We start from the raw sequence: 13,919 nt of genomic DNA on the forward strand, positions 1-13,919 counted from the left end.
GATCAGCGCAGATCGAAACGATCCAGCTCCATCACCTTGGTCCAGACCTTGACGAAGTCCTTGACGAACTTCTCCTGGGCATCGGCACTGCCATAGACCTCGCTCAGGGCGCGCAGCTGGGCGTGGGAACCGAACACCAGATCGACCCGGGTACCGGTCCACTTCACCGCACCGGTCTGGCGATCGCGACCTTCGAAGGTGGCCTTGTCCGGACCGGTGGCCTTCCATTCGGTGGCCATGTCCAGCAGGTTGACGAAGAAGTCGTTGGTCAGGGTCTGCGGCCGCTGGGTGAAGACGCCATGCTTGGCGCCGCCCACGTTGATGTCCAGCACGCGCAGGCCGCCCAGCAGCACCGTCAGCTCGGGCGCGGTCAGGTTCAGCAGGTGCGCCTTGTCCACCAGCAGGAATTCCGGCTTGACCTTGAATTCCCCGCCGACGTAGTTGCGGAAGCCGTCGGCCCAGGGCTCCAGGTGCCCGAAGGAGTGGACGTCGGTCTGCTCCTGGGAGGCATCCACGCGCCCCGGGGTGAAGGGCACGCTGACCGAATGGCCCGCCGCCTGGGCGGCCTTTTCCACCCCGACGCTGCCGGCCAGCACGATCAGGTCGGCGATGGAGACCTGCTTGCCCTGGCTATTGAAGTCACGCTGGATGCCTTCCAGCACGCCCAGCACCTTGGCCAGTTGCGCCGGCTGGTTGACCTCCCAGTCCTTTTGCGGCGCCAGGCGCAGACGGCCGCCATTGGCCCCGCCGCGCTTGTCGGAACCGCGGAAGGTGGAAGCAGCCGCCCAGGCGGTGCCGACCAGTTCGGACACGCTCAGGCCGGACGCGGCCAGCTTGTCCTTGAGTGCCTTGACCTCGGCCTCGCCCAGGGGCGCGCCTGCAGCCTTGGGCAGCGGGTCCTGCCACAGCAGTTCTTCGGTGGGGGTTTCCGGGCCCAGGTAGCGAGCCAGGGGACCCATGTCCCTGTGGGTCAGCTTGAACCAGGCACGGGCGAAGGCGTCGGCCAGCTGGTCCGGATTTTCCAGGAAGCGGCGGGAGATCTTCTCGTAGGCCGGATCGAAGCGCAGTGCCAGGTCGGAGGTCAGCATGGTCGGCTGATGACGCTTGCTGGGATCGTGGGCATCGGGCACGGCATTGGCGCCGGCGCCGTCTTTCGGCCGCCACTGGTGGGCGCCGGCCGGACTCTTGAACAGCTCCCACTCGAACTTGAACATGTTCTCGAAGTATTCGTTGCTCCAGCGGGTGGGCGTGGAGGTCCAGGTCACTTCGAGGCCGCTGGTGATGGTGTCGGCGCCCTTGCCGGTGCCGTAGCTGTTGTGCCAGCCGAAGCCCTGCTGTTCCAGGTCGGCCGCTTCCGGCTCAGCGCCGACGTTGGTCGCCGGGCCTGCGCCGTGGGTCTTGCCGAAGGCGTGGCCGCCGGCGATCAGGGCGACGGTTTCCTCGTCGTTCATGGCCATGCGGCCAAAGGTTTCGCGGATGTCATGGGCCGAGGCCACCGGATCGGGATTGCCGTCCGGACCTTCGGGGTTCACGTAGATCAGGCCCATCTGCACCGCGCCCAGGGGATTTTCCAGGGTGCGCTGCGGATTGTCGTTGCGACTGTGCTCCACCGGATGCTGCTCGGGCTGGGCGGTCAGCACACCGTCACCGGGCTGCTCCATCTGCTTGTGCGCGCCATAGCGCACGTCGCCACCCAGCCAGACGGTTTCCGAACCCCAGAACACCGCATCGTCCGGTTCCCAAACGTCCTGGCGACCGCCGGAGAAGCCGAAGGTCTTGAAGCCCATGGATTCCAGGGCGACGTTGCCGGTGAGGACGATGAGGTCGGCCCAGGATATCTTGCGGCCGTACTTCTGCTTGACCGGCCAGATCAGCCGGCGCGCCTTGTCCAGGCTGACGTTGTCCGGCCAGCTGTTGAGCGGCGCGAAGCGCTGCTGACCCTGACCGGCGCCGCCACGGCCGTCACCGACGCGATAGGTACCGGCGCTGTGCCAGGCCATGCGCACGAACAGCGGGCCGTAGTGGCCAAAGTCGGCCGGCCACCAGTCCTGGGAATCGGTCATCACGGCGCGCAGGTCGGCCTTTACCGCTTCCAGGTCGAGGCTCTTGAATTCGGTGGCGTAGTCGAACTCTTCGCCCATGGGATCGGAGAGTGAGGAATGCTGGTGCAGGAAGTTGAGATTGAGCTGGTTCGGCCACCAATCCTTGTTGGTGGTACCACCGCCGGCGGCGTGATTGAACGGGCACTTGGATTCGGTCGACATCTTCTTGGCTACCTCAGGGTCTTGTTCATCCGGTTGTCAGCCGCGACAGCAGCACGGCCTGCAGAAGGCGTGGTTCCGGTCGCGTCGGCCTAGGGGCTCGACAGGCGTTGAGGCCGGCGTCGAGCCGGCTCCGGGTAGAGCCCCACCATGGGCGAAGCGGACGTTGCGGTCATTGTTATCCCCTCATCAGATGGGCACACCGACGAAGCGGCGCAGTCTCCATACTAGACGGCTTCGCCACCCGGTGTGATAGAAGGTTTTGTGCGCCTCGATAGACTGGCTCTGCAAGATGACCCCGGGGTGACAGGCTGCTGCAAGCCGATTCCTGGCGCGATAAGCAACGTTGGCGACCGCTTTGCAGAGGTTCGCGCGGCCTGGCTTAGTGAAGCGGAATCGAGGGCGCGCGTCGGCACTGGCCAGGGCGAGGCAGTCCGCCATATGCGGAAACAGAAGGAGCGGCGACTACCCTGCCCCGGGCGGTCGCCGTGCCCGGTCTAGCCCGGGGCGAACAGCAGATTGGGCGCGTGGCGCTCGTAGCCTTCTTCCGCCAGGCGCACGTCCAGCGCCAGGCTGGCGAGATCGGCGGACAGGGGTTCGCTGCGGGCGTCGTGGTCGCGATAGAGGTGCTTGAGATAGGTCTTGCAGTGGGCGCAGGTCTCGGCGCGTAGCGGAGCCTTCTGGGCGTTGGCGTCGTCGGTGCTCAGGGAGTAGTAGCCCAGGCCCTTGCCCGTCTCGCAGTGGCTGCACTTGACCCGCACGAAGTGCCACTCGCAGGCGCACAGCGAGCAGGTGAGGTATCTCAGGCCATTGGCCTTGCCCAGGTGATGGATGATGCCGGCCATGGGCGGCGCACCGCAGCAGGGGCAGGACGTCTGACTACCCTGTTCGCGCAGGGCGCTGAAGTCACTGCGCTGCAGCCAGTGGGTCCAGGCCACCTGCAGGGCAGCGCCAAGAAAGGGCACCACGCCAGCGGGCACCAGCTCGTAGCTGCCGGCCAGCAGGGCGATGGCCCAGGCCTTGCGCTGGCCGGCATCGGCCTGGCGCAGTTCGTCCAGGGCGGCCTGTACCGGCGCCTGCGCAAGCTTGAGGGTCTCCAGCAGGGCATCCAGCGCGGGCAACCAGTCCCCCTCGCGAACCAGGGTGTCGTAACCCAGGGGTGGCAGACCATGCTGCAGACTCTGGGCGCTGCGCGCCTCGTCCAGCGGCAGGGGGGCGAGACGGTCGAAGACCCCTTGCTGGGCTTCGCACAGGTCGGCCATCAGCAGCAGGTAGTCACTCAGCGCATTGCCGGCGGCCAGCAGGCGCAGGCGGTCGGCGCGATAGCCGAACAGCTCGCCACCGGGCAGCAGGATGAAATCGGGATTGACGGCCGCGGCTTCGATTTCGCCGGGCTCGAGGATCTGGCCCGCCATGGCAGGGCTCCTTAGCAAAACGGTGGAAGATGGAGGATTCAGGATAGCGGGCGGGTTGGGATGATGGGCACCCTGCCCCTCACCCCAACCCTCTCCCGGAGGGAGAGGGGGTCAGATCGGTGCGCGGGGGAAATCATGCGCACCTATCCGTAGGTTGGGTTGAGCGTAGCGAAGCCCAACGATAGAGACCGCTCACTTCTTCTCGCGGGTGACCTTCTCGTACCACAGCGAGTGGTGCTTCTTGGCCCAGGCCCGGCTCACCCAGCCGGTCATCATCGCGGTCACCGAGCCCTTGATCCAGATCCCGGCATAGATGTGCACGATGATCGACAGCACCAGCACGAAGGCGGCCACGGCATGGGCCAGGGCGCCCAGGCGGATCACCGGGATGGGGAACAGGTGGGCGAAGTACTGCCGCCAGATGACCACGCCGCTGACCAGCAGGACCAGCATGCAGGCCAGCAGTACCCAGAACAGGATCTTCTGCCCAGGGTTGTACTTGTCGATCGGCGGCAGCTTTTCCTCGCGGTTGTTCAGCACATCGTTGATCTGCTTGAGCCACTGGGCGTCTTCACGACCGATCTTGTTGTGCCGCCAGAAGCGGATCACCAGGAAGGCGAAGAACAGGAACATCGCCACACCCATGAAGGGATGCAGGATGCGCGTCCAGGTGCCGCCACCGAACAGGTTCGACAGCGGGAACAGCGCGGGGTGGAACAGCGCCAGTCCCGATAGCCCGGCCATGAAGAACAGGATCGCCACGATCCAGTGGTTGGTCCGCTCGTTGGCGTTGTAACGCTGGATTTCAGGTTTCATCTCGATCTCCCAGGACGCCCCCGGCCAAACCGGGGGCGTACCCCTGCTAGGGCTGCTTGTCGTGCGGATCGAAGATCTGCACGGACGGACTCAGCTGCTTGACCTCGCCCCTGGGCGCATCGCCCTCGGGACGAGGCGGCGCCTCGACCACCTCGTCGTCGTCATCGGTCCGGTTCGGGCCGACGCGCACGTAGTGGAAGAAACCGGCCAGCACCGCCGCGCCCATGGCAAACAGCGCCAGGGGTTTGGTGAAGCCCTTCCACAGGCCCACGGTGGGGCTGATGGTCGGGTCCTTGGGCAGGTGGTTGTACAGCTGCGGCTGGTCGGCATGGTGCAGCACGTACATGACGTGGGTGCCCCCTACCCCAACCGGGTCGTACAGCCCGGCGTTCTCGTAGCCGCGGCTCTTGAGATCGACGATGCGCTCGGCGGCGTGCTCCTTCATGGCGTCCTTGGTACCGAAGACGATGGCGCCGGTCGGGCAGGTCTTCACGCAGGCCGGCTCCAGGCCGACCCCGACCCGGTCCGAACACAGCGAGCACTTGTAGGCCTTGTTGTCCTTCTTCGAGATCCGCGGGATATCGAAGGGGCAACCGGCGATGCAGTAGCCGCAACCGATGCAGTGGTCCTGGTTGAAGTCGACGATGCCGTTGGCGTACTTGACGATGGCCCCCGGACTCGGACAGGCCTTCAGGCAACCCGGCTCGGCGCAGTGCATGCAGCCGTCCTTGCGGATCAGCCACTCCAGCTTGCCGGCCTCGTCCTCGTGCTCGGTGAAGCGCATCAGCGTCCAGGAGTCCGCGGTGAGGTCCGCCGGGTTGTCGTAGGTGCCGTGGGTGTGGCCCACCTCGTCGCGCAACTCGTTCCATTCCGAACAGGCGACCTGGCAGGCCTTGCAACCGATGCACTTGGACACATCGATCAGCTTGGCCACTTCCGCCTGGGTGCGCACCGACGTATAGGCCGTGGTGGTCGCGGAGCGGGCGTAGATATCTTGGCTTGCCATCACGCTTTCTCCACGTTGACGAGGAACGACTTGAACTCGGGCGTCTGGGTGTTCCCGTCACCCACGAAGGGGGTCAGGGTGTTGGCCAGGTAACCCATCCGCGCCACGCCGGAGAAACCCCAGTGGATGGGGATGCCGACGTGGTGCACCGTCTCGCCGTTGACCTGCAGCGGACGGATCCGCTTGGTCACCACCGCCTTGCAGACGATGTGGCCGCGCTTGGAGGTGACGCGCACGAGATCACCCGCGGCGATGCCCTTCTGCTTGGCCAGCACCTCGCCGATCTCGACGAACTGCTCCGGCTGGATGATGGCGTTGAGACGGCAGTGCTTGCTCCAGTAGTGGAAGTGCTCGGTCAGGCGGTAGGTGGTGGCCGCATAGGGGAAGTCCTTGCGATCGCCGAAGTCCGCCCAGTCGTCCTTGAGCACCCGCGCCGCCGGGCTGTTGAGCGCCTTGCGGTTGTTGGGGTGCAGCGGGTTGACACCGATGGGCGTCTCGAACGGCTCGTAGTGTTCCGGGAAGGGCCCCTCGGCCATCTTGTCCAGGGCGAAGAAACGCGCCACCCCTTCCGGGTTCATGATGAAGGGACTCATGCCGTCGGCCGGCTTGGCGTCGATCTTGTAGTCGGGCACATCGGTGCCGCCCCACTTCTGCGCCTTGTCGTTCCACCACACCAGCTTCTTGCTCGGGTCCCAGGGCTTACCGTTGAGGTCCGAGGAGGCGCGGTTGTAGAGGATGCGTCTGTTGTTCGGCCACGACCACGCCCAGCCCAGGGTCTGCCCCATATGGAACGGATCGCTGTTGTCGCGCCGCGCCATCTGGTTGCCCTGCTCGGTCCAGGCGCCGCAGAAGATCCAACAACCCGAGGCGGTGCTGCCGTCGTCCATCAACTGGCCGAAGCCGGCGAGTTGCTGACCGGCCTTGGCCGAGACCGCGCCCTTGGCATCCAGCACATCGGTGACGGCGTAGCCGTTGAACTCCTTGGCGAGTTCTTCCGGCGCCGGCTCCTCGGGCTTGGCGTAGGGCCAGGACAGCCCCAGGATCGGATCGGGGAAGGCCCCGCCATCCTTCGCATAGGCCTCGCGCAGCTTGAGGAACAGCTCGGACATGATGGCGATGTCGCTGCGCCCTTCGCCGGGTGCCTCGGCGCCCTTGAAGTGCCACTGCAGCCAGCGGCTGGAGTTGACCAGGGAGCCGTCTTCCTCGGCGAAGCAGGTGGTGGGCAGGCGGAACACCTCGGTCTGGATCTCGGCGGTGTTCACATCGTTGTGCTCGCCGTGGTTGCGCCAGAACTCGGAGGTCTCGGTGGCCAGCGGGTCCATGATCACCAGCCACTTGAGCTTGGACAGCCCGCGCATCACCTTGGCCTTGTTGGGGAAGGCGGCGATGGGGTTGAAGCCCTGGCAGACATAGCCGTTGACCTGGCCCTTGCCCATCATGTCGAAGTAGCGCAGGACGTCGTAGCCGGCACCGGTGACATCGACCTTGGGCAACCAGTGGTAGCACCAGTCGTTGTCCTTGGTGGCCTTGTCGCCGTACCAGGCCTTCATCAGGCTGACGTGGAACTTGCCGTAGTTCTGCCAGTAGCTCATCTGCCCCGGACGCAGCGGTTTGCTGGCGCGGCGGGCGATGAAGGCGTTGTAGTCCTGCTCGCCGTCGCCGCCGATGGTCAGGTAGCCGGGCAGCTGGATCGACAGCAGGCCCAGGTCGGTGAGGCCCTGGATGTTGGAGTGACCGCGCAGGGCGTTCATGCCGCCACCCGGCAGGCCGATGTTGCCCAGCAGCAGCTGAACCATGGCGCCGCAGCGGATGATCTGTGCCCCGATGGAGTGCTGGGTCCAGCCCAGGGCATAGAGGATGGTCATGACGCGACCGGGCGCCGAGGTCTCGGCGATTTCGGCCCAGACCTTCTGGATCGCGTCGGTCGGCGTGCCACAGGTCTGGCTGGCCACTTCCAGGGTGTAGCGACTGTAGTGCTGCTTCATCAGCTGGAAGACGCAGCGCGGATCCTGCAGGGTCGGATCGATCTTGACGAAGCCGTCGTCGCCGATCTGGTAGCCCCAGTTCACCTTGTCGGTGTAGGTGCGCTTCTCGGCGTCATAGCCGTTGTACAGGCCGTCCTCGAAGGTGAAGCCTTCCTTCACCAGGAAGCCGGCGTCGGTGTAGTTGCGGACGTACTCCTGCTGAATCTTGTCGTGGGTGATCAGGTAATTGATCAGCCCGCCGAGGAAGGCGATGTCGCTGCCGGTGCGGATCGGCGCGTAGTAATCCGCCACCGAGGCGGAACGGGTGAAACGCGGATCGACCACGATCAGCCGGGCGTTGTTGTGCGCCTTGGCCTCGGTGACCCATTTGAAGCCGCACGGATGGGCTTCAGCGGCATTGCCGCCCATGATGAGGACGAGATTGGCGTTCTTGATGTCGCTCCAATGATTCGTCATCGCTCCACGGCCAAACGTCGGGGCAAGACCTGCCACCGTCGGGCCGTGTCAAACGCGCGCCTGGTTGTCGAAGGCCAGCAGGCCCAGACTCCGTGCGATCTTGTGCGTCAGATAACCGGTTTCATTGGAGGACGCCGAGGCGGCCAGGAAGCCTGTGGTCAACCAGCGATTGACCGTCTGGCCCTTGTCGTTGGTGGCGATGAAGTTGGCATCGCGGTCTTCCTTCATCAGGGTAGCGATGCGCCCGAGCGCCTCGTCCCAGCTGATGCGGGTCCACTCGTTGCTGCCGGGCTTGCGGACTTCCGGGTACTTGAGGCGATTGGGGCTGTGGATGAAATCCAGCAGGCCGGCGCCCTTCGGGCAGAGGGTGCCGCGATTGACCGGATGGTCGGCGTCGCCCTCGATGTGAATGATGTTCTGGGCCACGTTCTTGGCCCGGTCGCCCATGCTGTACATGATCAGGCCGCAGCCGACCGAGCAATAGGGACAGGTGTTGCGGGTTTCCACGGTGTGCGCCAGTTTGAAATGGCGCACCTGGTCGGCAAAGGCGGCTGTGGGAGCCATGCCTAACGCCGCCAGGCTGGATCCCGCAAGGCCGACTCCAGCGACCTTGAAGAATTGCCGACGGTTCATATCCACGATTCTTATCCTCGTTCAGGCTGGGTCCGGTGCGTAGCCGAACCCTGCACAGAGAGTAACCCAACAGCCTGGCTTATCGAGCGCTCAGCTGTTGTCGCCGATCAATGGAAGTCGGCCTTCCGTCCCCTGATCCGCCGCGGCCTGACGAATGGCCTGGGATCCCGCACGGCCGGGTACCCTCCGTTGGCAGCGGATCATCGTCGGCCAGCCGCCGCTCACCGAGCGGGTGCGCAAGTCCAGGGCCTGGCGAAAGGTAGCCAGTAGAGCGGTCCGGCGATCCTGGCGACTCGGCAGCTCCGGAAAGTCATGCTAAGCTGGCTAACTTTCCTCGCGATGCCTGCGGACCCCTTCACCATGTCCAAGCACCTGCCGACGCCGCCATAGCGCCACCCCTCCCCTGGTGACGGCCCCTGCGGTCTGTACCCGAGTCCTGCTGCCCTGTCGTCTCTCCGCGATCGCGCCCCGCCGTGCTGTCGCCCGTTCTGGATACGTCATGAAAAGTGTCTCTCCCCGCGCCGACATCCTGGCCGGTCTCACCACGTCCTTCGCGCTGGTGCCCGAGTGCATCGCCTTCGCCCTGGTTGCCCATCTCAATCCGCTGATGGGGCTCTATGGGGCCTTCTTCATCTGTACTCTCACCGCCCTCTTCGGTGGCCGCCCCGGCATGGTCTCCGGCGCCGCCGGCTCCATGGCGGTGGTCATCATCGCCCTGGTGGTGCAGCACGGCGTGCAGTACCTGCTGGCCACGGTGGTGCTCGGCGGCCTGCTGATGATCGCCTTCGGCCTCTTGCGCCTGGGCAAGCTGATCCGCATGGTGCCGCACCCGGTCATGCTGGGGTTCGTCAACGGCTTGGCCATCGTCATCGCCCTGGCCCAGCTAGAGCACTTCAAGCAGGGCGAGACCTGGCTCAGCGGCACGCCGCTGTACCTGATGATCGGTCTGACCGCCGTGACCATGGCCATCATCTGGCTGCTGCCGCGGCTGACCCGCGCCGTGCCGCCGGCCCTGGCCGCCATCCTCGGCGTGGGGCTGGCGGTGCATTTCCTCGACCTGCCCACCCGTACCCTGGGTGACATGGCCCATATCGCCGGCGGCCTGCCGCGCCTGGCGCTGCCCGACATCCCCTGGAGCCTGGAAACGCTGCAGATCATCCTGCCCTATGCGGTGCTGATGGCCCTGGTCGGCCTGCTGGAGACCCTGCTGACCCTGAATCTCACCGACGAGATCACCGAGAGCCGCGGCCTGCCCAATCGCGAGTGCGTGGCCCTGGGCGCGGCCAACATGGCTTCGGGGCTGTTCGGCGGCATGGGCGGTTGCGCCATGATCGGCCAGACCATGATCAACCTGAGCTCGGGCGGCCGCGGCCGGCTGTCGGGGGTGGTCGCCGGCGTGCTGATGCTGCTGTTCGTGCTGTTTCTCTCGCCGCTGATCGAACGCATTCCGCTGGCAGCGCTGGTGGGCACCATGTTCGTGGTCGCCCAGCAGACCTTCGCCTGGGCCTCGCTGCGGGTGCTGCACCGGGTACCGCGCAGCGACATGCTGATGATCATTGCCGTCACCGTGATCACCGTCTTCGCCGACCTCGCCACCGCGGTACTCTGCGGCATCGTCCTGGCCGCGCTCAACTTCGCCTGGCAGCACGCCCGCCGGCTCTATGCCGACAGCCATCTGGAGGCCGACGGCAGCAAGAGGTACCAGGTGCACGGCACCCTGTTCTTCGCCTCCACCGCCACCTTTTTGAACCAGTTCGATCCGGCCGGCGACCCCGCCAGGGTCGTGGTGGACTGCCGCCACCTGAGTTTCGTCGACTACTCCGCCGTGGCCGCGCTGCGCACCCTGCACGAACGCTATGCCAAGGCCGGCAAGCGGGTGCGGGTGCTGCACCTGTCCCAACGCTGCAAGCAGCTGCTGCGCCGCGGCGGCATGACGGACGACCTCGCCCTCGGCGATTGAACCCGCAACGGCGCGCCCGGGTCTCTCCCAGCAATGTCCTGCTCCTGGAGACCTGCGGCCATGTCCAAGATCCTCGCCTGCCTCGACGGCTCGGCCGTCAGCGCCGCCGTCTGCGACTTCGCCGCCTGGGCCGGCACCACCCTGGATGCCCCGCTCACCCTGCTGCACGTGCTGGATCAGCGCCGCTATCCGCGGCCGGGCCAGGCCACGCCGCCCCTGCTGGTCAACCGCGAACACCTGCTGACCGAGCTGGCGGCGCTGGATGCCCAGCGCGGCACCCTGGCGGAAGACCAGGGTCGGCTGCTGCTCGATGCGGCCCAGCTGCGGGTGGAGGAGCAACAGGCGCGCTGCGCCGGGGCCGTGCTCCAGCATGGTGACCTGATAGGTTCGCTGGAAAGTCTGCAGGAGGATTTCGACCTCATCGTGCTGGGCCGTCAGGGCGAGGACAGTCCACCCAAGCGGCTGATCGGCCGCCACCTGGAAAGCGCCATCCGCCTCCTGCATCGCCCGCTGCTGGTGGCCGGCCACCTGTTCGTCAAGCCCAGCGGCGTGCTGCTGGCCTACGACGACAGCAACAGCGCGCGCAAGGCGGTGACCTGGGTGGCCACCTGCCGGCTGTTCGACGGCCTGGCCTGCCACCTGGTGACCGTCGGCCGCGACCGCGAAGAACGCCGCGCCGCCCTCGCCCGCGCCGCCGAGGAACTCAGGGCCCGGGGCCGCACGGTCACCACCGCCATCACCGACGGCGACGTGGAACTGGGCCTGGAGCGCTATCGCAAGCAGCACGGTTTGGAACTGGTGGTGATGGGCGCCTTCGGCCACTCGCGCCTGCGCCACTTCTTCATGGGCAGCAACACCCGCAACATGCTGGAAGCCGCCGGCAGCGCGCTGATCGTGGTGCGTTAGCTCAGGCTGCGCGGAGCCTAGAAATCCACCCGCCCACGACTGGCCTTGAGGCCGCTGCGGCGCGACTTGCCTTCCAGGCGGCGCTGCTTGGAGCCGTAGGTGGGCTTGGTCGGACGCCGCGGCTTTTCCTGGACATTGGCCGTGGCGATCAGCGTGGCCAGGCGTTCCAGGGCGTCGGCGCGATTCTGCTCCTGGGTACGGTATTGCTGGGCCTTGATCACCACCACGCCGTCGCGGCTGATGCGCCCGTCGCGCAGCGCCAGCAGGCGCTCCTTGAGCGCTTCCGGCAGCGAAGACGCCTGGATGTCGAATCTCAGGTGGACGGCGCTGGAAACCTTGTTGACGTTCTGCCCACCCGCACCCTGGGCGCGAACCGCGGTGAGCTGGATTTCCTGCTCGGGCAGCGTCAGACGCTCGTCGATGACCAGACTCACGCCAGGTGCGCGCCGCGGCTGAGCCAGGCGTCCAGCAGCGGTTCCAGTTCGTCCAGCGGCTGGTAGCCGTTGGTGACCAGCGCCAGCTGACCATCACGCTCGGCCAGCAGCGTGGGGAAGCCGGCGATACCCAGATTCAGCGCCCAGTCGAAGTCGGCCTGGGTCGCCTGGTGCGCCGGCTCGCCGTCGAACAGCGGCGCGAATTCGATGCGCGGCAGGCCACAGGCTTCGGCCAGTTCCACCAGCAGCGCCGGCTGGGTGACGTCGCGGGCTTCGACATAGAAGGCCCGCTGGATACGCTTGGCCAGTGGCCAGACCGCCTCTTCGTCGAGCTGGCGAGCGGCGACCAGGGCGCGGCAGGCCGGCTCGGTGTCGTACACCAGGCCTTCCGGCGGCCCCTGGTCCAGGGCGAAGGGCTGGCCGGTGGTCTCCTGCACCGCCTGCCAGTAGGCCAGGGTGCGCACCCGGCTGGCGGTGTCCTGGGCCACCCGCTCGCGACGCAGGCCGCCCACCACCAGGTGCAGCGGAATGCCCTGGGCGGCCGCCCGCTCGGCCAGGCGCTCGACCACCGGCGCGAAGCCCCAGCACCAGGAGCACATGGGGTCCATCACATAGAGCAGGCGACCGGGCATCCTAGACCTCCTCGGGGTTGGGCATGGCGTTCAGCCGCGGATCGCGGCCGATGGGATGGGGTTCGTTGCGCAGGCGCGCCAGCTCGATCTGCTTCTGCCGCTCGCGGGCGCCGGCGCGGGTCTTTTCCGACAGCGAATCCCAGCAGTGCGGGCAGCTGATGCCGGGGCTGTAATGCGCTGACTGCATGTCTTCCGGCGAGACCGGCGTGCGGCAGGCATGGCACTGGTCGTAGACCCCTTCGGCGAGGTCATGGGTCACGGTCACGCGGTTGTCGAAGACAAAGCACTCGCCTTCCCAGCGCGACTCCGCTGCCGGCACCTCTTCGAGGTACTTGAGGATGCCGCCCTTGAGATGGAAAACCTCGGGAAAGCCTTCCTGCAGCATGAAGCTCGACGCCTTCTCGCAGCGAATGCCGCCGGTGCAGAACATGGCGACCTTCCTGTGCCGGGCCGGATCGAAGTGCTCGCGGATATAGGCCGGGAAATCGCGAAAGCTCTTGGTCTGGGGATCGATGGCACCCTTGAAGCTGCCGATGCCCACCTCGTAGTCGTTGCGGGTGTCGATCACCAGCACCTCGGGATCGTCCACCAGGGCGTTCCAGTCCCGGGGTTCGACATAGGTACCCACGCGGCGGTTGGGATCGACGCCGGGTACGCCCAGGGTGACGATCTCCTTCTTCAGCTTGACCTTGGTGCGATAGAAGGGCTGCTCGGTGCAGTAGGATTCCTTGTGATCGATGTCCACCAGGCGCGCATCGGCGCGCAGCCAGGCGAGCACGGCGTCAATACCTTCGCGGCTGCCGGAGACGGTGCCGTTGATGCCTTCCTCGGCCAGCAGCAGGGTGCCCCTGACGTCATGCGCCAGCAGGGTTTGCAGGAGGGGTTCACGCAATTGGACGTAGTCGTCCAGGGTGACGAACTTGTACAAGGCCGCCACGACAATCTTGTCGGTCATCTTCGGGTTCCCAGGGGTCGCCCTCGCAAAGGGCGGACCGGTTAGACGAAAACGCCGGCAAGGATGCCGGCGCCGATCAAATTTTAACCAATACGGACTGCCGCTGAACAGGGCTCGCCGGGTTCAACCCGCGAGGTCGTGCTTGCTGCCGCCGCGGCAGGTGGGCGAATCCGGTGCCTGGCCCTGCGCCGCCCACTCTTCGGGGGTATAGGTGTGCAGCGCCAGGGCATGGAACTGGCCCATGAGTTCGCCCAGGGTGCCGTAGACCTTCTGGTGGCGCTTCACCGCGTTGAGGCCGGCGAAGTGTTCGCTGACCACCACCGCCTTGTAGTGGGTCTCCTGGCCGCGGCTGTGCATGTGGCTTTCGTCCAGCACCTCGAGGTGCTCGGGTTGCAACAGGCCCAGGCTGGACTGGATACGTTCGCGCATGCTCATGGGGATACCTCGACTGTGAGAAGCG

Annotated in this window: 11 protein-coding genes; 2 read left to right on the top strand and 9 right to left on the bottom strand. The window is 66.2% G+C overall.

Annotation, left to right across the window (positions count from 1 at the left end; genetic code table 11):
• Positions 1–2 precede the first annotated feature (2 nt).
• The 5 genes from katG to fdnG all read right to left on the bottom strand — a co-directional run bounded on the left by katG (position 3) and on the right by fdnG (position 8,578).
• Positions 3–2,264 (bottom strand): catalase/peroxidase HPI, encoded by a 2,262-nt coding sequence (gene katG / locus BGI51_RS01705; RefSeq protein WP_187980123.1) that lies wholly within the window; start codon positions 2,262–2,264, stop codon positions 3–5.
• Positions 2,265–2,758: 494 nt separating this feature from the next.
• Complete coding sequence (fdhE, locus tag BGI51_RS01710) at positions 2,759–3,676, bottom strand: formate dehydrogenase accessory protein FdhE (protein WP_187980124.1); 918 nt, start codon at positions 3,674–3,676, stop codon at positions 2,759–2,761.
• Between the two features lie 192 nt (positions 3,677–3,868).
• Positions 3,869–4,492 (bottom strand): formate dehydrogenase subunit gamma, encoded by a 624-nt coding sequence (locus BGI51_RS01715; protein ID WP_133862815.1) that lies wholly within the window; start codon positions 4,490–4,492, stop codon positions 3,869–3,871.
• A gap of 46 nt (positions 4,493–4,538) precedes the next feature.
• Positions 4,539–5,498 carry a formate dehydrogenase subunit beta gene (gene fdxH / locus BGI51_RS01720; RefSeq protein WP_133862816.1) on the bottom strand — a complete coding sequence of 320 codons (960 nt, stop codon included), beginning with the start codon at positions 5,496–5,498 and terminating at the stop codon, positions 4,539–4,541.
• A complete protein-coding gene (gene fdnG / locus BGI51_RS01725) occupies positions 5,498–8,578 on the bottom strand; it encodes a formate dehydrogenase-N subunit alpha (protein WP_187980125.1) in 3,081 nt (1,026 codons plus the stop codon). Before fdnG ends, fdxH begins: the two co-directional genes overlap by 1 nt.
• Positions 8,579–9,071: 493 nt before the next feature.
• Here fdnG and BGI51_RS01730 point away from each other — a divergent pair, with 493 nt between their 5' ends.
• Both BGI51_RS01730 and BGI51_RS01735 read left to right on the top strand, forming a co-directional pair.
• The gene (locus BGI51_RS01730) at positions 9,072–10,532 is read left to right on the top strand and encodes a SulP family inorganic anion transporter (protein WP_187980126.1); all 1,461 of its coding nucleotides are present in this window, start codon (positions 9,072–9,074) and stop codon (positions 10,530–10,532) included.
• A 60-nt stretch (positions 10,533–10,592) separates the two neighbouring features.
• Positions 10,593–11,438 (top strand): universal stress protein, encoded by an 846-nt coding sequence (locus tag BGI51_RS01735; protein ID WP_158894109.1) that lies wholly within the window; start codon positions 10,593–10,595, stop codon positions 11,436–11,438.
• 17 nt (positions 11,439–11,455) lie between these two features.
• On the opposite strand, the gene arfB is transcribed toward BGI51_RS01735, so the two are convergent.
• From arfB to BGI51_RS01755, 4 genes are all read right to left on the bottom strand, one after another.
• Positions 11,456–11,866 (bottom strand): alternative ribosome rescue aminoacyl-tRNA hydrolase ArfB, encoded by a 411-nt coding sequence (gene arfB, locus BGI51_RS01740; protein ID WP_133862845.1) that lies wholly within the window; start codon positions 11,864–11,866, stop codon positions 11,456–11,458.
• Between the two features lie 2 nt (positions 11,867–11,868).
• Positions 11,869–12,504, bottom strand: coding sequence for a DsbA family protein (locus BGI51_RS01745; RefSeq protein ID WP_183628568.1), 636 nt, complete (start codon positions 12,502–12,504; stop codon positions 11,869–11,871).
• Between the two features lies 1 nt (position 12,505).
• Complete coding sequence (gene trhO / locus BGI51_RS01750; RefSeq protein ID WP_187980127.1) at positions 12,506–13,459, bottom strand: oxygen-dependent tRNA uridine(34) hydroxylase TrhO; 954 nt, start codon at positions 13,457–13,459, stop codon at positions 12,506–12,508.
• A 123-nt stretch (positions 13,460–13,582) separates the two neighbouring features.
• Positions 13,583–13,894 (bottom strand): BolA family protein, encoded by a 312-nt coding sequence (locus BGI51_RS01755; protein WP_187980128.1) that lies wholly within the window; start codon positions 13,892–13,894, stop codon positions 13,583–13,585.
• Positions 13,895–13,919 lie beyond the last annotated feature (25 nt).

Origin of the sequence: Pseudomonas oryzihabitans, from assembly GCF_014522265.1 — a bacterium.
GTDB lineage: Bacteria > Pseudomonadota > Gammaproteobacteria > Pseudomonadales > Pseudomonadaceae > Chryseomonas > Chryseomonas aestiva.

What these genes read in the sequence shown, in the direction of transcription:
- katG (WP_187980123.1), bottom strand. Translation starts at nt 2,264, where the DNA reads ATGTCGACCGAATCCAAGTGCCCGTTCAATCACGCCGCCGGCGGTGGT.
- fdhE (WP_187980124.1), bottom strand. Translation starts at nt 3,676, where the DNA reads ATGGCGGGCCAGATCCTCGAGCCCGGCGAAATCGAAGCCGCGGCCGTC.
- BGI51_RS01715 (WP_133862815.1), bottom strand. Translation starts at nt 4,492, where the DNA reads ATGAAACCTGAAATCCAGCGTTACAACGCCAACGAGCGGACCAACCAC.
- fdxH (WP_133862816.1), bottom strand. Translation starts at nt 5,498, where the DNA reads ATGGCAAGCCAAGATATCTACGCCCGCTCCGCGACCACCACGGCCTAT.
- BGI51_RS01730 (WP_187980126.1), top strand. Translation starts at nt 9,072, where the DNA reads ATGAAAAGTGTCTCTCCCCGCGCCGACATCCTGGCCGGTCTCACCACG.
- BGI51_RS01735 (WP_158894109.1), top strand. Translation starts at nt 10,593, where the DNA reads ATGTCCAAGATCCTCGCCTGCCTCGACGGCTCGGCCGTCAGCGCCGCC.
- BGI51_RS01745 (WP_183628568.1), bottom strand. Translation starts at nt 12,504, where the DNA reads ATGCCCGGTCGCCTGCTCTATGTGATGGACCCCATGTGCTCCTGGTGC.
- trhO (WP_187980127.1), bottom strand. Translation starts at nt 13,459, where the DNA reads ATGACCGACAAGATTGTCGTGGCGGCCTTGTACAAGTTCGTCACCCTG.
- BGI51_RS01755 (WP_187980128.1), bottom strand. Translation starts at nt 13,894, where the DNA reads ATGAGCATGCGCGAACGTATCCAGTCCAGCCTGGGCCTGTTGCAACCC.